17 protein-coding genes and 1 pseudogene are annotated in these 19,939 nt (G+C 67.0%); 13 read left to right on the top strand and 5 right to left on the bottom strand.

Translation table 11 applies throughout. The annotated features are described in order from the left end of the window. The first annotated feature begins 247 nt into the window (after positions 1 to 247). Both FPY90_RS07110 and FPY90_RS07105 read left to right on the top strand, forming a co-directional pair. Positions 248 to 1,102, top strand: coding sequence for a hypothetical protein (locus tag FPY90_RS07110; protein WP_071213032.1), 855 nt, complete (start codon positions 248 to 250; stop codon positions 1,100 to 1,102). A 21-nt stretch (positions 1,103 to 1,123) separates the two neighbouring features. Beyond that, positions 1,124 to 2,395 carry a phosphotransferase gene (locus tag FPY90_RS07105; RefSeq protein ID WP_498684718.1) on the top strand — a complete coding sequence of 424 codons (1,272 nt, stop codon included), beginning with the start codon at positions 1,124 to 1,126 and terminating at the stop codon, positions 2,393 to 2,395. 77 nt (positions 2,396 to 2,472) lie between these two features. On the opposite strand, the gene FPY90_RS07100 is transcribed toward FPY90_RS07105, so the two are convergent. Beyond that, positions 2,473 to 3,006: an Lrp/AsnC family transcriptional regulator gene (locus FPY90_RS07100; RefSeq protein ID WP_498684716.1), complete on the bottom strand. Its 534-nt coding sequence runs from the start codon at positions 3,004 to 3,006 to the stop codon at positions 2,473 to 2,475. Positions 3,007 to 3,086: 80 nt separating this feature from the next. Here FPY90_RS07100 and FPY90_RS07095 point away from each other — a divergent pair, with 80 nt between their 5' ends. From FPY90_RS07095 to FPY90_RS07080, 4 genes are all read left to right on the top strand, one after another. Beyond that, a complete protein-coding gene (locus tag FPY90_RS07095; protein WP_498684713.1) occupies positions 3,087 to 3,575 on the top strand; it encodes an NUDIX hydrolase in 489 nt (162 codons plus the stop codon). Next, on the top strand, positions 3,572 to 4,588 hold the full coding sequence (locus FPY90_RS07090) for a type 2 periplasmic-binding domain-containing protein (RefSeq protein WP_498684711.1): 1,017 nt from the start codon (positions 3,572 to 3,574) through the stop codon (positions 4,586 to 4,588). Before FPY90_RS07095 ends, FPY90_RS07090 begins: the two co-directional genes overlap by 4 nt. An 86-nt stretch (positions 4,589 to 4,674) precedes the next feature. Further along, the gene (locus tag FPY90_RS07085) at positions 4,675 to 5,904 is read left to right on the top strand and encodes a pyridoxal phosphate-dependent aminotransferase (RefSeq protein WP_498684709.1); all 1,230 of its coding nucleotides are present in this window, start codon (positions 4,675 to 4,677) and stop codon (positions 5,902 to 5,904) included. Between the two features lie 194 nt (positions 5,905 to 6,098). Then, positions 6,099 to 6,974 (top strand): PPK2 family polyphosphate kinase, encoded by an 876-nt coding sequence (locus FPY90_RS07080; RefSeq protein ID WP_498684707.1) that lies wholly within the window; start codon positions 6,099 to 6,101, stop codon positions 6,972 to 6,974. A 74-nt stretch (positions 6,975 to 7,048) separates the two neighbouring features. On the opposite strand, the gene FPY90_RS07075 is transcribed toward FPY90_RS07080, so the two are convergent. Both FPY90_RS07075 and xseA read right to left on the bottom strand, forming a co-directional pair. Next, positions 7,049 to 7,285, bottom strand: coding sequence for an exodeoxyribonuclease VII small subunit (locus tag FPY90_RS07075; protein ID WP_113764737.1), 237 nt, complete (start codon positions 7,283 to 7,285; stop codon positions 7,049 to 7,051). A 5-nt stretch (positions 7,286 to 7,290) separates the two neighbouring features. Continuing rightward, positions 7,291 to 8,553 (bottom strand): exodeoxyribonuclease VII large subunit, encoded by a 1,263-nt coding sequence (gene xseA, locus FPY90_RS07070; protein ID WP_498684706.1) that lies wholly within the window; start codon positions 8,551 to 8,553, stop codon positions 7,291 to 7,293. 186 nt (positions 8,554 to 8,739) lie between these two features. Here xseA and FPY90_RS07065 point away from each other — a divergent pair, with 186 nt between their 5' ends. Then, positions 8,740 to 9,696 carry a hypothetical protein gene (locus FPY90_RS07065; protein ID WP_498684705.1) on the top strand — a complete coding sequence of 319 codons (957 nt, stop codon included), beginning with the start codon at positions 8,740 to 8,742 and terminating at the stop codon, positions 9,694 to 9,696. Between the two features lie 54 nt (positions 9,697 to 9,750). Further along, on the top strand, positions 9,751 to 10,851 hold the full coding sequence (locus FPY90_RS07060; RefSeq protein ID WP_498684704.1) for a 4-hydroxy-3-methylbut-2-enyl diphosphate reductase: 1,101 nt from the start codon (positions 9,751 to 9,753) through the stop codon (positions 10,849 to 10,851). A gap of 87 nt (positions 10,852 to 10,938) precedes the next feature. On the opposite strand, the gene FPY90_RS07055 is transcribed toward FPY90_RS07060, so the two are convergent. Further along, the gene (locus FPY90_RS07055; RefSeq protein WP_498684702.1) at positions 10,939 to 12,270 is read right to left on the bottom strand and encodes a DNA recombination protein RmuC; all 1,332 of its coding nucleotides are present in this window, start codon (positions 12,268 to 12,270) and stop codon (positions 10,939 to 10,941) included. A 54-nt stretch (positions 12,271 to 12,324) separates the two neighbouring features. Here FPY90_RS07055 and ychF point away from each other — a divergent pair, with 54 nt between their 5' ends. Both ychF and FPY90_RS07045 read left to right on the top strand, forming a co-directional pair. Beyond that, positions 12,325 to 13,410: a redox-regulated ATPase YchF gene (ychF, locus tag FPY90_RS07050; RefSeq protein ID WP_498684700.1), complete on the top strand. Its 1,086-nt coding sequence runs from the start codon at positions 12,325 to 12,327 to the stop codon at positions 13,408 to 13,410. Positions 13,411 to 13,649: 239 nt separating this feature from the next. Continuing rightward, the gene (locus FPY90_RS07045) at positions 13,650 to 14,957 is read left to right on the top strand and encodes a hypothetical protein (protein ID WP_498684698.1); all 1,308 of its coding nucleotides are present in this window, start codon (positions 13,650 to 13,652) and stop codon (positions 14,955 to 14,957) included. Between the two features lie 236 nt (positions 14,958 to 15,193). Here FPY90_RS07045 and FPY90_RS07040 read toward each other — a convergent pair whose 3' ends face one another. Further along, complete coding sequence (locus FPY90_RS07040) at positions 15,194 to 16,498, bottom strand: glycine cleavage T C-terminal barrel domain-containing protein (protein WP_498684696.1); 1,305 nt, start codon at positions 16,496 to 16,498, stop codon at positions 15,194 to 15,196. Between the two features lie 513 nt (positions 16,499 to 17,011). On the opposite strand from FPY90_RS07040, the gene FPY90_RS07035 reads away from it, so the two are divergent. The 3 genes and pseudogenes from FPY90_RS07035 to FPY90_RS07025 all read left to right on the top strand — a co-directional run bounded on the left by FPY90_RS07035 (position 17,012) and on the right by FPY90_RS07025 (position 19,880). After that, positions 17,012 to 17,656, top strand: a complete 645-nt coding sequence (locus FPY90_RS07035) for a dihydrofolate reductase family protein (protein WP_498684694.1) — start codon at positions 17,012 to 17,014, stop codon at positions 17,654 to 17,656. A 539-nt stretch (positions 17,657 to 18,195) separates the two neighbouring features. Then, entirely contained in the window at positions 18,196 to 18,357 is a 162-nt protein-coding gene (locus FPY90_RS07030) for a hypothetical protein (RefSeq protein ID WP_498684692.1), read from the top strand. 87 nt (positions 18,358 to 18,444) lie between these two features. Beyond that, a pseudogene (locus FPY90_RS07025) lies at positions 18,445 to 19,880 on the top strand (IS1380 family transposase). Positions 19,881 to 19,939 lie beyond the last annotated feature (59 nt).

The raw sequence follows: 19,939 nt of genomic DNA, 5'->3' as shown, positions 1-19,939 counted from the left end.
CGAAATCCCGATTTTGGCCAGAGTATTGCCAGACACACCGGGTCGAATGCGGCATCGCACGCGCTTGCATGCTTAATGTGGTTGACGTGGACGTTTCACATTGGTGAGCCAAACCCCGCAGCAACCTGCGCGAGCGGGGCCGAGGCACCGCCAGTGAACCGCCGCGACGGGGTAAACCGGCCACCAGGACACTGGGCCGGGCGGATCCGCCACAAAGAAGTCAGTCGCCAGCCGACGAAGGAGCAACATGGCACCGGTAGCATCCAACGCTTCAGCCGCGTCACGTCCGGCTGCGCAGGCGCCCTTGCGGATTTTCTACGACCGCCTGGCCGTTGCACTGCTCGGATGCCTCGCCGTTCCCACCCTGCTCATCGGCGGGGTGCTCGCCCTGGTTTCGGTGGTCTCCGGCTGGGTGCCGCTGATCGCCCTGCTCGTGGGCCTGGCCAGCTTCTCCACGCTGCGCGGCCTGGCCGTGCGCGACCGGCGCAAGAAGCTCTTGGCCCGCCTGGATGCCACGCGCACCCGTGCCATGGAAACCGGCCGCACCCCGGTGAGCGAACCGGTGAAGAAGACCGCCGTGGTCTTCGACGCCCAGCCGAACTCCAACAAGCGCGCCCCGCGGCTGACGGTCCAGGAATTGCGCGCCGAGGCGCTGCGCATCGCCCACAAGGGGGCAGCGGTCCAGCGGCCCGAGGGCTGGGAGCCCACCGAGGTCCCGCTGCCGCAGTACGTCGTGGCCAACACCGCCAAGCGCCAGGCCCCGGCCCCGCTGGAAGCCGCCGAGGCGCCCCAGGCATCGTCCAACGCGACGCTGCGCTCCCAGGAGGCCGCCGCGCGCCTGGCCGAGGCCACCGGCTCCGCCAACGCTTCCGCGTCCGCCGATTCCTCGATTGCCACCCTTCCCGTGGTCCCGGCAACCCCCGTGGTTCCGGCGGCCGAAGCGACCCCCGCAGCACCGGCCCCGTCGGCCGGATCCGCACCCTCGACCGCGCCGAAGACCGCCGCCGAAGCATCGGCGGCCAACGGCCCCCGCGCCCCGCGCACCGAGAAGGCCGCCGACCGCATCAACCTCGACGACGTCATGCAGCGTCGCCGCGCCTGACCTGGTCCACCGGGTGACCCGATGACCGCCGGCGAATCCGGCCCCGCGCACGCCTTTACCGACGCGGCAGGGAACATCGATGCCGACGCCCGGGAACTTGCCGCCCTGCCCGCCGCCATCCCCGAGCTGGTGCGCCGGCTGGGCGGGCGCGTGCCCACCGGAAACTGGGACTACGAGGCCAACCGGCTGCGCATCCAGCACCGTCCCGGCGCCGGGATCAGCGCGATGTACCGCATGCCCGCGGGCACCGGGTTCAACGAACTGGGCGTGAGCACCGAGGCGATCACCGTCCCGGGAGTCGCCGCCACCAGCGTCCTTGGCACCCACCGCACCCCCGGGGTCCTCGTCAGCGGCTGGATCCACCCCCGCGACCCCAGGCTCCCGGCCCTGGTCCGGGCCGCGGACCGGGCCTTCGTGCAGGAAACCTGGGGCGAGGGGGACTTGCTCACCAAGCTCAAGACCGTCGCGTACCGGCCGCTGCGCCGCGCGGTGTTGCGGGCGACCTTCACCACGCGCGGCCCGCTGCGCATCGACCGGACGATCTACCTGAAGGTGGGCCGGCCCCCGGCGATCGAGGCCCTGAACCTCCGCCACCGGCTGCTGGCCGGAACCCCGGTTCCGGTGCCCCCGGTGCTGGGGCCGGAGATCGCCGGCATCCTCGCCCTGGAGGCCGGGCGCGGGGAGTCGCTGTCCGCGGCCATCCGGCCCCACGCAGGAGCGGACCTGGACCCCCGGGACTTCATTTCCCTGCTCGAGGCCCTGCCCGGGTCGGCCATGGCGCTGAAGCCCAGGGGGGCCTGGAGCGATTCGACCAGGCGCTACCAGCAGGCAGCGACCCTCGCCCTGCCGCATCGCGCCGAACGGATCGAGGAGCTCACCGGGCGGATCGAGGCCCATCTAGCCGCCTCCGACCGCGGGGAGCAGGTGCCGGCCCACGGGGACTTCTACGACGCGAACATCCTGTTGGACGGCGGGAAGATCTCCGCGCTGTTGGATTTGGACTCGTTGGGGCCCGGATACCGGGTCGATGACCTCGCCTGCCTGCTCGGACACCTGGCAATCCTGCCCACGCTGGGGGAGAAGAACGACGGCGCCGGGGCCGCCCTGGAGCGTTTTGCCGCGGTCTTCGAACGCTGCGTGGACCCACGCGCCCTGTGGGCCCGCTCCGCCGCGGTCGCGCTGACGTTGATTGCCGGGTCCCGCGGCCTGGGCGAAGAACGCTGGCTGCAGGTGGCCGAGGCCCGGCTGCGGGTCGTCGAGGCGCTGGTGCGCCGCGCCGACTCCCGCGCCTAGCAGGCACCTAGCCGGCGTCTAACCGGCGCGGACCGGTGCATGCCGGCCTCGTGGATCCCTGCGCGGGGCCTCGGTGCCTAGCGGGCGCCGGCCCGGTGCTCGGCCGGAACCTGGCCGGGTTCCTCCGGGATCGGTCCGCCGGCGCCCTTGTGGTGCCCGAAGACCAACGTGGTTTCGGTGTGCCCCACCGACTCGTCGGTGGCCAGGTTGTCCAGCACCCAGTCGCGCAGGGCCTCGGTGGAGCTCACCGCAATGTGCAACAGGTAGTCGGTGACCCCGGAGGTGTGGAACATCGAGAGCACCTCCGGCAGCTGCGGCATCTTCTGCGTGAACTTGTCGATCAGCACGCGGTCGTGCACGCGCAACCGCACCGAGATCAGCGCCTGCACGCTGCGCCCGACCGCCGGCAGGCTGACCTCCGCGTGGTACCCGGTGAGCACCCCGCGTTCGACCAGTGCACGGGTGCGCAGCAGCGCCGTCGAGGGTGCGATCCCGGTCCGCTGCGCCAACAACGCATTGCTTATGCGCGCATCATTGACCAATTCCTGAATAATCCGACGGTCAACTGCGTCAAGATCAACGGGTTGTTGCGGAAAAGTTGAAGGTGCCATGCTGATATTCCATCACAGTTGCCCGTTGTTCGGGAGATTTGGACCCCGGGATTCCGCCGGCGACACCCTAAAATGGAACAATGACTACCCCTGAACCCCCGGTCCACCGCGGCTTCGACACCCGGCTGGCCGCCTATGCCGTGGTGGTCCGCGACGGCGAGATCCTGCTGGCGCTGTGGGACATGCGCGGCCGCGACCCGCAATTCGTGCCGCGCTGGACGCTGCCCGGCGGGGGAGTGGAGCTCGGCGAGGCGATCGCCGACGGAGCGGTCCGCGAGGTCGAGGAGGAAACCGGGTACCGGGTGCGCATCGACGACCTGCTGTCGGTGGACTCCGGGGTGATCCCCGCGCACAAGCGCTACAGCGGCACCGAGCACCCCATGCAAACCGTGGCGGTGCTCTATTCCGCCTCGGTCACCTCGGGGGAATTGCGCCACGAAGCCGACGGCACCACCAGCCAGGCCGCCTGGTTCCCCCTGGAAGAAGTCTCCTCGCTGAACCGCGTCGAGCGCGTGGATGCGGCCATCGCGCTGTACCGGGAAAACCTGCACAAGGAAAGCACCAAATGAGTCGCACCACCGGCCCCTGGGGCCTTTTGGGCCTCGGCGCGGCGCTGCTGTCCCTTGCCGCCTGCACCTCAAGCACCGAGGTCACCACCTCGCAGGCCGCCACGACGCGCGAGCTGGTGCTGGTCCAGGGCCCCGACGCCACCTCCCAGGCACTGGGCCATGCCTACCGGGACATGCTGGCCGACGCCGGCATCGATGCGCGGATGGCCGACCCGGCCACCGATCCGGTCGGCGAGGTCCTGGCAGGACGGGCCGACTTCACCGCCGCGGGATCCAGCCGGTTGCTCACCGCCCTGGGCAAGCTGCCCGGTGCGCACGGCGCGGATGCCTCGGCGTCCGGGACCTCCGCCGCCGCGTCCGCGGACGCCACCGCCGGCCCCGACACCTCCGCGGGAAACGCCTCCGCTGCCCCCGGGGACCTGGATGCCGCACAAACCAAGCGGGAGCTGCACGCCCTGGCACTGAAGGGCTTCGCCGTGCTGGAATCGGCCGACGCCGAACGCACCGGCACCCTGGTGCTCACGGCCGCCACCAGCGCGGGGGACCGGCTGGTGAACACCTCCGAGCTCGCCCCGCTGTGCCCGCAGCTGGAGTTCGGCATCGCCGGCGGCATCAAGGCGGAACTCACCTCCCAGCTCGCGGCCAAGCTCGCCTGCCACCCCAAGGCCGTCATCGAGCTGAGCGACGCGCAGGGCCGCGGGGTGCTGCCGGTGATCAGCGACGAGGTCCAGATCCAGGCCACCACCCTGGAGAACGCCGGGATCCCGGACAACGCGCTGGTGGTGCTCCAGGGCGCCGAAAAGCTCTTCGCCCCCGAATCCATCACGCCGCTGATCACCACCGACGGGGTGGGGCAGGACGCGGTCAAGGCCATCAACAGGCTCAGCTCCGCGCTGAAGCAGGAAGACCTGCTGAACCTCAACCGCATGGTCACCGGCCGCGACGCGCTGGAACCGCCCAAGGCCGCCGACGACTGGCTCACCGACAAGGCACTGGTCACCAACCCCAGATGACGCCGCGGCTTCACATTCGCCGCAGGCCGCGAGTTGGCTTGCTCACAGTGCAGGCACGCCCCCGGCCCCCAATGAGAAAGTAGAACATGCCAGAATTCAAGCAGTCCACGAAACTCCACAATGTGCTCTACGACATTCGCGGGCCGCTGCTGGAACACGCCCAGCGCATGGAGGCCGAGGGCCAGCGCATCCTCAAGCTGAACATCGGAAACCCCGCGCCCTTCGGCTTCGAGGCCCCCGACGCGATCCTCGTGGACATGATGCGCAACCTGCCCAACGCGCAGGGCTACTCGGACTCCCGCGGCATCTTCTCCGCCCGCACCGCGGTCTCGCAGTACTACCAAACCCGCGGCATCCAAACCATCGGCGTCGACGACGTCTACCTGGGCAACGGGGTCTCGGAGCTGATCACCCTGTCGCTGAACGCGTTGCTGAACAACGGCGACGAGGTGCTGATCCCGGCCCCCGACTACCCGCTGTGGACCGCCTCGGTCTCGCTGGCCGGCGGCACCCCGGTGCACTACCTCAACACCGAGGAAGAGGGCTGGCTGCCGGACCTGGCGGACATGGAAGCGAAGATCACCGCCCGCACCAAGGGCATCGTGGTGATCAACCCCAACAACCCCACCGGCGCGGTGTACCCCAAGTCCACGCTCGAAGGCATCCTGGAACTGGCCCGCAAGCACAGGCTGATCGTGTTCTCCGACGAGATCTACGAGAAGATCCTCTACGACGACGCGGTGCACATCAACACCGCGGCATTGGCCGACGACGTGCTGGTGCTGACCTTCTCCGGGCTCTCCAAGGCTTACCGGGTCTGCGGCTTCCGCTCCGGCTGGATGGCCATCTCCGGGCCCAAGCACCTGGCCCAGGACTACATCGAGGGCATCAACCTGCTGACCAACATGCGCCTGTGCGCCAACGTGCCGGGCCAGCACGCGATCCAGACCGCGCTGGGCGGCTACCAGTCGATCAACGACTTGATCCTGCCCGGCGGGCGGCTGAAGGAACAGCGCGACACCGCCTTCACGCTGCTCAACGAGATCCCGGGCGTCTCGGTGCAGCAGGCCAAGGGCGCGATGTACCTGTTCCCGAAGCTGGACCGGGAGATCTACCCGATCCACGACGACGAGCACTTCGCCCTGGAACTGCTCAAGCGGCAGAAGATGCTCATCACCCAGGGCACCGCGTTCAACTGGGTCGCCCCGGACCACTTCCGGCTGGTCACCCTGCCGGCGGTGCGCGACTTGCAGGACGCGATCGGGCGCATTGCCGAGTTCCTGGCGGAGCTGCGCGAGGGCAAGCTCAGCGTCTAGGCCCGCCGCACGGCCCTCCCGGGGGCGCGTTCCTTCCCAAGCCGACGGCGGGGAAGGAACGCGCCCCCTGGCGTTCCCGCCCGCCCCGGGATGCCCACGCAGACACCACCGACTGCCGCGGTCCGCCTGCGCAGGTTGTTAATGCCCATGCCGTACGCTGATCTCCACAAGCCCCGAGCATGAAGGTTGCAGCCATGAGCAAGAAGCAGAAGTCCAAGTCACGCCCCGTTCCCTTCGCCGATGCCGTGGGCCCCGCGCTTGCGGCCTCCGCGGACTTCGAGCTGGCCGGCGTCGACCCGTCCTCGACCCCGGGCTACACCGGGGACAAGGCCAGCGGCACCCGCGACCTGGCCCTGGTGGGACGCGAACTCGGCGAGCTGCAGGAACGCTTCTATGCCGCCTCGCGCGCCGGCGCCCCGGCCAAGGTCCTGCTCATCCTCCAGGCGATGGACACCGCGGGCAAGGGCGGCATCGTGCGCCACGTCATCGGCGCCGTCGACCCGCAGGGCGTGCAGCTGAGCGCCTTCAAGGCGCCCACGGCCGCGGAGGCCAAGCGCGACTTCCTCTGGCGCATCAACCGGGCGCTGCCCCAGGCCGGATTCATCGGAGTTTTCGACCGCTCGCACTACGAGGACGTGCTGATCCACAAGGTCAGGGGCCTGTCGCCGGCCGGGGAGATCGAGCGCCGCTACGGCGCCATCAACGACTTCGAGGCGCAGCTGGCGGACAAGGACACCACCGTCATCAAGGTCATGCTGCACATCTCCAAGGACGAGCAGCGTGCGCGCCTGGCCGAGCGGCTGGAGCGGGCGGACAAGCACTGGAAGTTCAACCCCGCCGACATCGACGAGCGCGAGGTGTGGGACGAGTACATGGACGCCTACCAGACCGCGATCCGGCGCACCCACACCCCGGAAGCGCCCTGGTTCGTGGTTCCCGCGGACCGGAAGTGGTACGCCCGGCTGGCGGTGGCGACCCTGCTCGCCCAGGCGCTAAAGGGCATCGATCCGCAGTGGCCTGCAGCCGACTTCGACGTGGAAGAGCAACAGCGCCGCCTGGCCGCCTCCTAGCGCCGGCAGCTTCCCGGCACCGGGCGCCAACGGGACCGGCGCCGGACCCTCTCCGGGCCGGCGCCGGCGCCGGATCAGGACGCGGGCGCCGAGGGCCCGTTGGGCTCGCGGGCGGCATCCAGGCGCGCGGTGGCGCCCTGCAACCAGGCCTCGCAGCGGGCGGCCAGCGCCTCGCCGCGCTCCCACAACCCCAGGGACTGCTCGAGGGTTGCGGCCCCGGCCTCGAGCTGCGCGACCACGGCCACCAGTTCCTCCCGGGCCTGCTCGTAGCTCAGCGTGGCGATGTCGGTGTTTGCTGCTTCGGTGTTCATGGGGTTCATCCTTCTTCCGGGGAGTGGCTGTTGGTGACGGTTGCGGCCAGGCGGCCGCGGGCCAGGCGCACCTGGATCCCGGCGCCCGCCGGTGCATCCGCGGCGGAGCGGAGGATGCCGCCGTCGTCGAGCTGCACCACCGCGTAGCCGCGGTCCAGGGTCTGCTGCGGGGACAGTGCGCGGACCTGCGCGCGCAGGTGCCCGATGGAGTCGTGGCCGCGCGCCAGCGCCGAACGCATCGCCAGGGTGCTGCGCTGGCCCAGGCGCACCACGTCCTCGCGGCGCAACTGGACCATGGATTCGGGGTTGGCCAGCACCGGGCGGGCCCGCAGCGAGGCGAGGCGCTGGGCCTCGCGCTCCACGTTCCCCCGCACGGCCCGGTCCAAGCGGTTGCGCGCCATCGCCAGGTTGGCCAGCTCCTCGGCCAGGTCCGGCACCACGCGCTTGGCGGCATCGGTGGGGGTGGAGGCGCGCACGTCGGCCACGTCGTCGAGGATCGGTCGGTCGGCCTCGTGGCCGATGGCGGAGATGACCGGGGTGCTGCAGGCGGCGACCGCGCGCACCAGGTCCTCGGAGCTGAACGGAAGCAGGTCCTCGAGCGCGCCGCCGCCGCGGGCGATGATGATCACATCGACGTCCGGGTTCGCGTCCAGCTCGCGCAGCGCGGCGGTGACCTCGGAGACGGCGTTGACGCCCTGCACCGCGGTGTTGCGGATGTCGAAGGCCACCGCCGGCCAGCGCAGCGAGGCGTTGCGGACGACGTCTTTTTCCGCATCCGAGTCCCGGCCGGTGATCAGCCCGATCCGGTTCGGCAGCAGCGGCAGGGGCAGCTTGCGTGCCGGGTCGAAGAGTCCCTCGTCGAACAAGGCCCGGCGCAGCCGCTCCAGGCGGGCCAGCAGGTCGCCCAGGCCCACCGGGCGCAGGTCGAAGGCGTTCAGCGAGAGCCGGCCGGTCTTGGCGTAGAAGCTGGGCTTGACCCGCGCCACCACCCGGGAACCGACCTCGGGGGGCATGTCCAGCGAGCGCATCACCGAGGCCCAGACCGTCACCGAGAACGACTGGTCGGCATCCACGTCGCGCATCACCAGGTAGGCGTGCCCGTTGCGGACGTTGGCCTCCAGCAGCTGGCCCTCCACCCAGGATTCGGGGGAGTTCTCGATGTGGATCTTCAGCTTGTCGCTGAGCACCCGCAGCGGCCAGGGGTTCTCGGGCGTGGTCGCCGCGGCGGTGCGCGGCAGCGAACCGTCTTGCTTCTGTGCTTGCTCCACGTGTGCTGGGCCTTCCTTGCCGCCGGGTCTGCAGGGGCGGTTTGCCGGGCTGCCGGGATTTGCGGCGGCACCGGTTTTGCAACCACACCAAGTCCATTCAAGCAGTAACGTGGGACAAAACGCAGACGGCGGGGAAACACCGCCCGGCCCGGGACCGACCGGAAGACCACCAGGAGCGCCACAGCCATGCAAACCACCATCCGCAACACCGCCGCGATCGTCCTGATGGTCCTTGCCGTGCTGCTGGGCTCCGCGGCGATGCTCGGCTCCGCCGCAGCCCGCCTGGCCGACACTCCCGGCCCGCTGCAGTCGATCCTTGGCCCGCTGGCCTCGGACCCCGAGCTGCGCCGGGTCCTGCCCGGCACGCTCGGCACCGAACTCGCGGCCCGCATCACCGCCCTAACGGCCGTCCCGCAGATCCTGGCCGGGCCGCTGGAAAGCGCGATCGCCACCGCCGGCGGCGCCCTGCTCGAGGACCCGTCCTTCCGGCCCGCGTGGGACGCGACCATCGAGTCGGCCCGCGCCGACTTCACCGCACGGCTGCAGGCGGCGCAGGACCCAGGGTCGGGAAGCCCCGCGGCGGGAAGCCCCGCGGAGGCCGAACAAGTCACCCTGCACCTGGACCTCGCCCCGTTGCTGGGCTCGGGCTACGGGACCTTGCACGCGTCCCTGCAGGGCTCCGCCCTCGGTGCCGTGCTGCCCGAGGCGATCCCCGCCACGCCCGTGCTCCTTGACACCGGGTGGCCGCGGGCGGACCAGCTGCCCACCGCAACCCTGAACAACTGGCTGTCGCTGGCACGCGGTGCCAGCTGGATGCTCGGTGGCGCGGTGCTGGCTGCGGCGGCCGGGATGCTGCTTGCCACCCGACGGACACGCCCCTGGGCACTGCTCGCCGGCGGGGCCGCGGCCCTGCTGCTGGGCACAGCCACCCGCCTGTGGGTCGGATCCCTGGGCTCGGCCGGCACCGAAGACGGGACAGCCAACCTCCAGGGCCTGGTCACCGACAGGCTCGTGGCCGGGGTGGCGGGGGAATTCGGTGCGGCCACCACGATCCTTGCCACCGGCGGCATCATCGCCATGCTCGGCGGCGCCGGATGGGCATGGCTGGCCTCGCGCACTCCGGACGCCGGCCCGCGCGGCTAGGCCGGTGGCGGAAAGCCGCCCGCCGATTTTGCGCACCCCAGTAGACTTGGACCCATGGCTACCAGTTCCACCGTTCAGGTCTCCCTTCCGATGCCCACCATCCCGCGCTCCCGCCGCTCCCCGGCAGAAATCGCCGCCGCGGCGCCCGTGAGCGGGGAACGCCACGTCCTGCTGGCCGCCCCGCGCGGCTACTGCGCCGGCGTCGACCGGGCCGTCATCGCGGTGGAAAAGGCGTTGGAGCACTACGGCGCACCGGTCTACGTCCGCAAGCAGATCGTGCACAACCTCCATGTGGTCTCCACCCTTGAGGCCCGCGGCGCGATCTTCGTGGAGGAAAACGAGGAAGTCCCCGAGGGCGCCCTGGTCGTCTTCTCCGCCCACGGCGTCTCCCCGGCGGTCGTGCAGTCCGCCGCTGACCGCGGCCTGCGCACCATCGACGCCACCTGCCCGCTGGTCACCAAGGTGCACAAGGAAGCGGTGCGCTTCGCCCGGGAGGACTACGAGATCCTGCTGATCGGGCACGAAGGCCACGAAGAGGTCGAAGGCACCTACGGCGAGGCCCCGGACCACACGCAGATCGTGAACAACCCCGACGAGGCCGACACCATCGAGGTCTCCAACCCCGACAAGCTCATCTGGCTCTCGCAGACCACCCTGTCCGTGGACGAGACCATGGAGACGGTCCGCCGCCTGCGCGCCCGCTTCCCCAAGCTGCAGGATCCGCCCAGCGACGACATCTGCTACGCGACCACCAACCGCCAGGATGCGATCAAGGCCATCGCCCCGAAGAGCGACCTGGTCATCGTGGTCGGTTCCTCGAACTCCTCCAACTCGGTGCGCCTGGTGGAGGTTGCCCTGGAATACGGCGCGAAGGCCGCCCACCGCGTGGACTACGCCTCGGAGGTCGACGAGACCTGGTTCGAGGGCGTGGCCACCGTCGGGGTGACCTCCGGCGCCTCGGTGCCCGAGGTCCTGGTGCGCGACGTGCTCGCGCTGCTGGCCGACTACGGCTACGGCAGCGTCGAGGAAGTCACCACGGCGCAGGAAGACATCCTCTTCTCGCTGCCCAAGGAGATCCGCGCCAAGCTCAAGGAAGCCGGCGACGATTCCCGCGGGCCGGGCGGGCGCATCACCAAGTCCGACATCAGCAGCTAGGCACGTCCCGCAGCGCACCTTGGCGTTGCGGCGCGAAGCCAGTGGCGTGGAGCCCCACCATCCGGTGGAGCCCCACGCCACACCCGCTTAACCGCCGGCCTGGCCCTTCTTGGCCTCGCGCCGCGTCAACGGCGTCAGCGGGCCATCGACGCGCCCGTCGCCGAATCCGTCATCGGCATCGGCCCCGTCCGGGTCCTGCCGGCCACCCGCGTCCAGGTGCTCGAGGAACTCCCCGGCACCGAGCGCGCGCGGGGTCCCCTCGATGACCGGCAGCCCATGCAACGCGGCGGCCGGATCGTGTTCGTCACCGAGCCCCGGGTCCAGGTCCCGGATGCGCCGGGCACTGGGCAGCACCCGCGATTCCAGGGTCCCGACGAATGCGTTGTACTTCTCCACGCTGGAACGCAATGAGGATCCCAGCTTGGCCACGTGCCCGCCCATGGTCCCGAGCCGTTCGTAGAGTTCGCGCGAGCGCACAAAAAGCTCGCGCGCGTTCTCGGTCAGCAGCTCCTGCCGCCAGGCGAACGCCAGCCCCTTGAGCATCGCCAGCAGCGTGGCGGGGGAGGCCAGGGCGACGTTCTTACCGAAGGCGTGGTCCAGCAGGGAGGGGTCCGCGGCCAGCGCGTCGGCCAGGAACGACTCGGCGGGAAGGAAGCACACCACCAATTCCGGGCTGCCCGCAACCGCATTCCAGTAGGATTTGGAGGCCAGCGCATCGACGTGCAGGCGCAACGCCTTGGCATGCTCTTTCATCGATTCCTTGGCCCGGGCCCGGGAGGGGGCATCGAGGGAGGCCGAAAGCTGCTGCGCCTTCAGGTAGGCCGCCAGCGGCACCTTCGCGTCCAACACGATCAGCTTGTTCCCCGGCAGCCTCACCACCATGTCGGGGCGCAGGCCCTCGCCGGTGCGCAGCTGCTCGGAAAAGTCCACGTGCGCCAGCATGCCGGCGGCCTCCACGACGCGGCGCAATTGCGCCTCGCCCCAGGTGCCGCGCACCGAGTTGTTGCCCAACGCGGCGGCCAGCGATCCGGTGGCGCGCAACAGCTCGGCATCGTTGGCCGCGGCATGCACCAGCTGCTCGCTCAGCTGCCCGAACTGTTCGACGCGGTCCCTCTCCAGCACCGAGACCTGCGCCCTGACCTGGCGCAGCTGCTCCGCCACCGGTGCCAGGGCATGGAGCACGGACTGGTCCTCGCTGCCGCGCAGGCGTTCCTCGGCAACGCGGTCGCGCAATTCCAAGACCTGCGCCTGCGCCCCGGCCAGCAGCTGTGCGGTCCGGGCCAGCTCGTCGCGTGCAGAGCCGGCGGCGGAAATGGCCGCGGCCCGCGGTTTCCGGTTCACGTACCACCACGCAACAACACCCAAGACGAACCCAACAACCAGCGAGCAGAGGGCCGCCACCCAGACCAAAGCATCCATGGACAAATCATCCCAGCAAGCACCGACGGTTTTTCCCCGGTAGACTCTATTCCCGTGGCTCTTACAATCGGAATCGTCGGACTGCCCAATGTCGGCAAGTCAACCATGTTCAATGCTCTTACCCGCGCGCAGGTCCTCGCGGCCAACTATCCGTTCGCAACCATCGAACCCAACGTGGGTGTCGTGCCGTTGCCGGACGCGCGCCTGAAGGTGCTCGCCGGAATCTTCGGCTCCGAGCGCATCCTGCCGGCGACGGTGTCCTTCGTGGACATCGCCGGCATCGTCAAGGGCGCCTCCGAGGGGGAAGGCCTGGGCAACAAGTTCCTGGCCAACATCCGCGAAGCCGAGGCCATCTGCCAGGTGACGCGCGTCTTCTCGGACCCCGACGTGATCCACGTCGACGGCAAGGTCGACCCGGCCTCGGACATCGAGACCATCGCCACCGAGCTGATCCTCGCGGACCTGCAGACCATCGAGAACCAGCTGCCGCGCCTGGAAAAGGAGCTGCGGGCCAAGAAGATCGAGGCCTCGTTCATCGAGACGGTCAAGGCCGCGCAGAAGGTGCTCGAAGAGGGCAAGACCCTCTACGCTTCCGGCAAGGCCGCGGGCATCGACATCGACGAGCTGGCTCCGCTGCAGCTGATGACCACCAAGCCGTTCATCTACGTGTTCAACACCGACGAAGAGGGCCTGGCCAACACCGCCATGCAGGAAGAGCTTTCCGCCCTGGTCGCACCGGCCGAGGCCATCTTCCTTGATGCGCAGTTCGAATCCGAACTGGCCGAGCTGACCGAGGAAGAAGCCGAGGAAATGCTCGAGGACGCCGGCTACACCGAGTCCGGCCTGGACAAGCTCGCCCGCGTCGGCTTCGACACCCTGGGCCTGCAGACCTACCTGACAGCCGGCCCGAAGGAAACCCGCGCCTGGACCATCCCGAAGGGCGCCACCGCCCCGCAGGCTGCCGGCGTCATCCACACCGACTTCCAGCGCGGCTTCATCAAGGCCGAGGTCTTCGGGTTCGAGGAATTGGTCGAAGCCGGTTCTGTGTCTGCGGCCAAGGCCGCGGGCAAGGCGCGCATCGAAGGCAAGGAATACATCATGAAGGACGGCGACGTGGTGGAGTTCCGCTTCAACGTCTAATTCCATTCCCGCAAGGGACGCGGCAACATTCGGCCCCCGGCTCCATTTCATGGAGCCGGGGGCTTTGTCGTTTTATGGTGATGGAGCGATTTTGCAGATGGAAGCTGAACGTGTCCCGGCCTGGCAATGCTTTACCCACGAATACAATCGCAGTTGGGTTCGCCGGGCATTGGCGGACTCTCAGCTCAACATCCGGGTTCGTAACGTCCCGGAGAGATTCAACTAGCGAGGAGCAAGCGATGGCTGCTATCGAGACCATCACGATGGAAGCGGAGCTCGTCGACGAGGACGCAGCACGTGACATCGCGAAGGCGGTCAGTGCTCGTCATTCGATCGCTCGCAAGTACATCATGAGGATCCGCCGCCGGAATCCGGAAGCCACCCCTGCTGAAGTGATCCAAATGCTCGAGCGTCACTACGGTACGTCTATCACAACTGCCGGTGCCGTCATCACCGCAGGCGTGATCGCGGCCGATATCGGCATCGCGATGATTCCGGGTGTCGGGGCCGCAGCAGCCGGTGTAAAAAGTGCGGGCCAGCAGGCTGCGAAGAAGACCGGCAAGGAAGCTGTGAAAATTGCTGCGAAACAAGCCGCCAAGCAAGCTGCTAAGAATGTGGCGCTGGGCACCGCGAAGAACGGCGCACTGCGAGCCGCGGCGCTCCTCCCTGCGGGCGATGAGCAGCTGCAGTTCGAACTAACCGCGATCTTCGGACTCGCAATAGCCGACATTCACGGAATGGACCTCGACCAGGACCAGGCTCATGCCCTTGTCTACGGATTGTCGAACGAACGCATTAGCCAGCAGCAGATCGCGACGATGGCTGCGGACCTCTCGAACGCCTCCTCCGGAGGTGTTGTCGGCGTCGGCAACAGGATCGCAGCTGGCCGCACGGACTGGTCCCATTGGGCGAGCACGCTCGCGGACACGCTCCCTGGGGGAGCAGCTCAGAGCTTGGTTCGGACTATGCAGACGGGGCAGCTGGACACCGTGCGCGAGAACTTGAGTCAAAAGCAGCAGGCAACGATCGAGTACGGAGTTGGAGCCTTGGCAGGAGGGGTCACGCGCTTCGTATTCGGTCGAGAAGTCATCCTCGCGGCCCGGGCCGCGTTTGCCGCCGCCCCAGACATGTTCCCGGCACATTTAGCCGTCACGGCCAAGACGAAGCCTGACACCGATGACCGGGAAGACGAATCGAACAGAGCTCTCGCTGCATTGGAAGACGCAGCAAAGGCGACGGGAAACTGGATCTCCGATACTGCCAGCACCGTTGGTGGCGGCGTCGCGACGGGGGCTGTCGCAGCGGGTACCGGCATGGCAAGCGCAGTCGGCACGGTGACTCGCCAGTTTCGGAGCGTAGACATCGACGGGGACGGGATCCCGGATGAGCCGGCAGCGCTTACCAGGGTCAAGGGCATCGGGGGCACCATTGCCGGTACGGCGGGCTCGGTCGGTGGGAACGTCGCAGGGCTATTCAAACGGAAGAATCGAGGCGCAAAGACGGACGGCGTGCCGGAGGCCGGCAGCGAGGAAATAGTCGAGAAATAGCCCGGTGTAGCAGAGGTTATTCACCTACGGCACGTGGTGGAGTTCCGCTTCAATGTCTAATTCCGTTCCCGCAAGGGACGCGGCAACACTCGACCCCCGGCTCCATTTCATGGAGTCGGGGGCCTTGTCGTCTTATGCTGATGGAGCGATTTTGCAGATGGAAGATGAGCGTGTCTCGACCCTGCAATTCTGCATCCACGAATGCACCCGCAGTTGGGGCCGCTGCGGCACCATCCTCAGACGGCTGCATCCATCCCGCGGTCCTTCAACCGCTCGCGCTGGTTCGGGTTGACCGAGTCGCGGAACGGCATTTCGACCACGCCGGCGCTGACGGGCCGCCCGGGCTCTGAGGCATAGGAATCGGGCAGGTGTATCCACAACTCCGTGCCGAGCGCAGCAAGGCCCACTGGGACCATTCCCATCGCAATGTTGGATTCCAGCTCCGGAGAGTACCAGGGCGAGGTGACATAGCCGATCGGATCGCCGTCCTGCGCTGCGCTGATCAACCAGAAGTCGGGCGCATAGTCGTCGATCGGCCGACCACCGAGCTTCATGCCCACGAGGGTGTGGGTATAGGGAGGTGATCCCGCTTCCACTGCGTCGCGTGCCGTCTCCAAGGCTGCTTTTCCGATGTAGTCCGCGGTCTTCTGGCGGGGTACCTGATAGCCCAGATTCACCTGGAACGGCAACGTCTCGGCGTCCATATCCTGGCCCCAGGATAGAATTCCCGCTGCGATCCGCCGGTGGTGTGCCGGAGCAACCACCATGAGGTTGTGGCGTTTACCTGCCTCCAGAACGGAATTCCAGAGTTCTTCCGCGTGCAGGGATGCGTCACGGAGATAAATTTCGTACCCCTTCTCGCCGGTGAAGCCAGTCTGGGAAACGATGACCTCACACCCGCCAACCGAAGAGGCGAGTAGCCCATAGGAAGGAATGTCCGCGGCTGCCTGACCAATCAGGTCCACCATAAGGTCAACGGATTTCGGTCCTTGAATCTGCACGGGTGAAACGTCGATTTCCTCGATACTCACATCGAAGCGCTTGCCTACATTGACGCCCTGAAGCCATAGCCAGAGGTCGGAGTCGGAAATACTGAACCAGAACTCGTCCTCGGCCACGCGAAGCAACACCGGGTCGTTGAGGATCCCGCCAGCTTCGTTGCACAGGATCACGTACCGGGCCCTCATCGGGGGAATCTTTGTGGCATCGCGCGTAATAACGAAGTCCACAAAGGCCTCCGCATCCGGGCCCTTGACCTGGATCTGCCGTTCCACGGCAACGTTCCACATTGTCACGTGATTGACCAGGGCCTCATACTCGGCCATCATTCCGCCGTCTTCGGGCCGAATGTAGCCTCTCGGGTGGTACATCCGGTTGTAAACTTGGGCACGCCAGCATCCTGCTTCATGGGAAAGCTGCCAGTACGGTGATTTGCGGACCCGGGTGTCGATCTGCATCTCCACCGGCGTCGGGCCGGATTGGCGGAGATTGATCGGAACGGTTCGGTCACGTTGGTCAACAGATGGAACGTTGTGATGCATTGTGAACTCCCTATCGACCGGCTCAGGGGAATTACGGACCGAAGCAGTCGGCCTAGTCTCATAATGTGGAACTTAAGTCCCACACGACGAGTGTATAATCACGCGGATGTGGCAGGCAAGGGGCTTCGCGAAGCCTTCGTAGCGCAGGCTGCTGAGCATGCCCGGTATGAAGTCCTGCCGACGGCATCCATGGTGGATGAGGTGATGGCGCACCGAGATCACTTCGCTCGATGAAAATGGGGATCCAGGTGAAGCGGTCGAGCTTCTGGTTGTGATTGCACCAGACATTCGTGGCATCTTGCCACAATTGGTTCGGAATACCGTTCAACATGCAAATGGGCGGAGGAGTGGAAACCCGGACACGTGGACCCCTGCGGAAGTCCCCATCAACCTTTGCAGCCCGGTAGCGATCTGAATTGGTCCCGGCCACGTGACCTCCAAAACGATTGCGCTTGGAAATCACACTGGCTAGGGTTCAAATGTTTCCTGATTTCAACTACGCAGGGAGTTGCCATGGTCCGGACGCGGGTGCACAACCTGTTCGTTTCTTCGGATGGATATGCCGCTGGTGATCACGTGACGCTCGAAAAGCCCATCGGTGGAGCCGAAGCGCTCTTCGGCAGGTTCGACGGACGCGTCATCCATGGCATCCATGGCGTGGACGAACCCGTGACCGTGGATCGAGCCATGTTCAGCATGTGGGGCCAGGGCATCGGGGCGGAAATCATGGGCCGACGCAAATTCGGTCCGCAGTCGGGCGAATGGCCCGACGACGGCTGGGAAGGATGGTGGGGTGATGAACCGCCCTTTCTCACCCCGGTCTTCATCCTGACCCACTATCCCCGCAAGAGACTCGAGTTCGCCAACGGCACCAGCTTCCACTTCGTGGATGCGTCCCCGGAGAAAGCGCTCGCCCTGGCGCAGGATGCTGCCGGCGGGTTGGACGTTCGGATTGGCGGCGGGCCCTCGACCGTGAGCGAATTCCTCCAGGCTGATCTCATCGACTTCCTGCATGTGGCGATCGTTCCCATCGTGCTCGGCTCCGGTGTCAGGATCTGGGATCACCTTGCTGGCCTGGAAGACCGGTTCAGCGTCGAATCCATCAGTACCTCCAGTGGACTGACGCATCAGCTGTGGAACAGGGAGGACCGCGTGTGAGGGCTCCACGTCCTTACCAAGAAGTTGCCATGCACCGAAATAAGGTGGAGTCCCGCTGCAACGCCTAAGCCGCCTTCAGGCGGGGGCGCGATCGAGCTGCCTGCCAACGAACGACGATCCTTCGTTTCATGGGATGTTTCCCTGGGACGGAGGATCTTTTCGTTTCCGGCACCGGCAAGGACCCCGCGGGCCGGATCAATATGTCGACATGCCCCGGTCAGCTCGCACTTTCGTCCCGGTGGTCGCAAGGCCAACAGCGAGACGACTCATGGACTTGTTGTTTCTTGCAAGCGGTTATTGGCGGAGGAAGAAACACTCGAACGGTGTCAACCATGCGCTTGGACAGTGCATTCGCGTTGTGGGGAACCGCCGGTTGCGGTGAATTCGTTGTTCATGCCGGTTAGGGTCACTGAAAACGCGGCTTCATCAGCGCCAACGTTGGTTGTTTTAGTGTGGCAAAACATGTTTTCTATAGTCAGCACACTATTCGGAAAGGACAGCGGTTCGCAGGCACGATTCCTCCAAGTGAAGGATTTCTCATGAACATGGAAAGTTTCGATTGGACCGGCATGGCGCAAAAGGTTGCCATCGCCGTAATCATCCTGCTGGTGACTTGGCTTCTGGCCAAGTTGGTCAAGTGGGGTATTGGAAAACTCGTGGGGCGGGTTAACCCGGCCTTTCATGAAGCGGGGCGTCATTAAGTGCCTTTAACGTCGAAAAGGTGAGCTGATCTGGGAAAATAGAGGTACCACACCTTTTTATCCACCAGAACAGGGCTCACCTTTTCGATGCTTAACGATACCCGTGCTTTCCCGTCCCTCCCGGCAGCCCCGACCGGCCAGTCGCTGGTTTCCCACGCCGGCCTGAACGTGCTCACCTCCTTCCTGGACGCGACCGGCTTCGGCGCCCTGTGCGAAGAGCAACTGGCCGGGTTCGTTCCCGAGACGGCCACCCACCGCCCGGGACGGGTCCTCGGCTCCCTGGCGGTGATGCTCCCCGACGGCGGCGAACACGTCTCGGACCTCGACACCCTGCGCGACAGCCCGGACCTGTTCGGCCCCGTCGCCTCCAACGCGACGGTCTCCCGCTTCGTGGAACGAGCCACCGAGGAGCCCGAGGCCTTCACCTTGGGCTTCGCCGCGGTCGCCAAGGCCCTGCGCTCCAGGATCTGGGAGGCCGCCGGCCCACGGAACCCCGCCACCCTGGCCACCAGGCTGGACCCGCTGATCATCGACCTTGACGCCACCCTCGTGGACGCGCATTCCGAGAAGGAATTGGCCACCGGCCATTACAAGCGCGGTTTCGGGCATTCCCCGTTCGTTGCCAGCCTCGACTAGGCAGGGGAAACGGCACCGGAGAGGTCCTGGCCGCGGAACTGCGGGCCGGCAACCAGGGTGCCAACAGCGCCAAGGACCACATCCGTGTGCTCGACAAGGCCCTGGCCCAGCTGCCCGACTCGATGCGCGACGAGCACGGGAAACTGCATGCCGACAGGATCCTGGTGCGCACCGACAGCGCCGGGGCGTCTCGCGAGTTCCTGAACCACCTGCACTCCCTGGGACTGCAGTTCTCCACCTCCTACACCCTGCCGGTTCCCAACGAGCGCTTCGTCCACTGGATCAATGACAAGGACCTCTGGGAGCGGGTCATTGAGCAGGACGGGTACGAACGCCGCGACGCGTGGGTCATCGATGCAACGAAGGTCATCAAGCTGCATGGCTACCCGGCAGGAACCCGTCTGTATCTCCGGGCCGAACCCTTGCATCCCGGGGCCCAGGCCTCCATCTTCGACGTCGACGGGCACCGGGTGACCGCGTTCCTGACCAACGCCCCGCGCTGGAACGTCGCGTTCCTTGATGCCCGGCACCGCGCCCGGGGACGGTGCGAAAACCGCATCAAGACGCTCAAGAACAGTGGCATGGGGAAGCTGCCCTTTTTCCGGGCTTCGGCGAACCAGCTCTGGACGGACCTCGCGATGCTCGCGATGAACCTCGTCGCGTGGATGCCACTGGCGATCCTGCCCGCCGGCCACGACGCCGGTACCTGGGACATGAAGCGGTGGCGCTACCGGATGTTTTCGATTGCCGGAAAAATCATCAGCAGCGCCCGGCAGAAAAGGCTGCTGATCCCCGAGTCCGCCCCCGAATCACCACTCTTCTTCACCCTCGTCGAGGGAACCGCCCGGCTGCGCGAACGCTGGCGCAACGGACACCTCGCGGCATAGGACCCCCTGCCGCGACCCCTTCGAAACGACAGAAGCGAGCCCCTTTCGGAAGATGGAAC

This window comes from Arthrobacter sp. C2, from assembly GCA_024207135.1.
Classification (GTDB): domain Bacteria; phylum Actinomycetota; class Actinomycetes; order Actinomycetales; family Micrococcaceae; genus Paeniglutamicibacter.
Note: the sequence above shows the minus strand (reverse complement) of the source record. Positions and strands in the feature narration are given on the sequence as shown.

Coding starts and splice junctions, on each gene's coding strand:
- FPY90_RS07055 (WP_498684702.1), bottom strand. CDS start 12,270: ATGGATGCTTTGGTCTGGGTGGCGGCCCTCTGCTCGCTGGTTGTTGGG.
- FPY90_RS07080 (WP_498684707.1), top strand. CDS start 6,099: ATGAGCAAGAAGCAGAAGTCCAAGTCACGCCCCGTTCCCTTCGCCGAT.
- FPY90_RS07090 (WP_498684711.1), top strand. CDS start 3,572: ATGAGTCGCACCACCGGCCCCTGGGGCCTTTTGGGCCTCGGCGCGGCG.
- FPY90_RS07095 (WP_498684713.1), top strand. CDS start 3,087: ATGACTACCCCTGAACCCCCGGTCCACCGCGGCTTCGACACCCGGCTG.
- FPY90_RS07045 (WP_498684698.1), top strand. CDS start 13,650: ATGGCTGCTATCGAGACCATCACGATGGAAGCGGAGCTCGTCGACGAG.
- FPY90_RS07105 (WP_498684718.1), top strand. CDS start 1,124: ATGACCGCCGGCGAATCCGGCCCCGCGCACGCCTTTACCGACGCGGCA.
- FPY90_RS07030 (WP_498684692.1), top strand. CDS start 18,196: ATGAACATGGAAAGTTTCGATTGGACCGGCATGGCGCAAAAGGTTGCC.
- FPY90_RS07075 (WP_113764737.1), bottom strand. CDS start 7,285: ATGAACACCGAAGCAGCAAACACCGACATCGCCACGCTGAGCTACGAG.
- FPY90_RS07110 (WP_071213032.1), top strand. CDS start 248: ATGGCACCGGTAGCATCCAACGCTTCAGCCGCGTCACGTCCGGCTGCG.
- FPY90_RS07085 (WP_498684709.1), top strand. CDS start 4,675: ATGCCAGAATTCAAGCAGTCCACGAAACTCCACAATGTGCTCTACGAC.
- FPY90_RS07040 (WP_498684696.1), bottom strand. CDS start 16,498: ATGCATCACAACGTTCCATCTGTTGACCAACGTGACCGAACCGTTCCG.
- FPY90_RS07065 (WP_498684705.1), top strand. CDS start 8,740: ATGCAAACCACCATCCGCAACACCGCCGCGATCGTCCTGATGGTCCTT.
- FPY90_RS07035 (WP_498684694.1), top strand. CDS start 17,012: ATGGTCCGGACGCGGGTGCACAACCTGTTCGTTTCTTCGGATGGATAT.
- FPY90_RS07100 (WP_498684716.1), bottom strand. CDS start 3,006: ATGGCACCTTCAACTTTTCCGCAACAACCCGTTGATCTTGACGCAGTT.
- FPY90_RS07060 (WP_498684704.1), top strand. CDS start 9,751: ATGGCTACCAGTTCCACCGTTCAGGTCTCCCTTCCGATGCCCACCATC.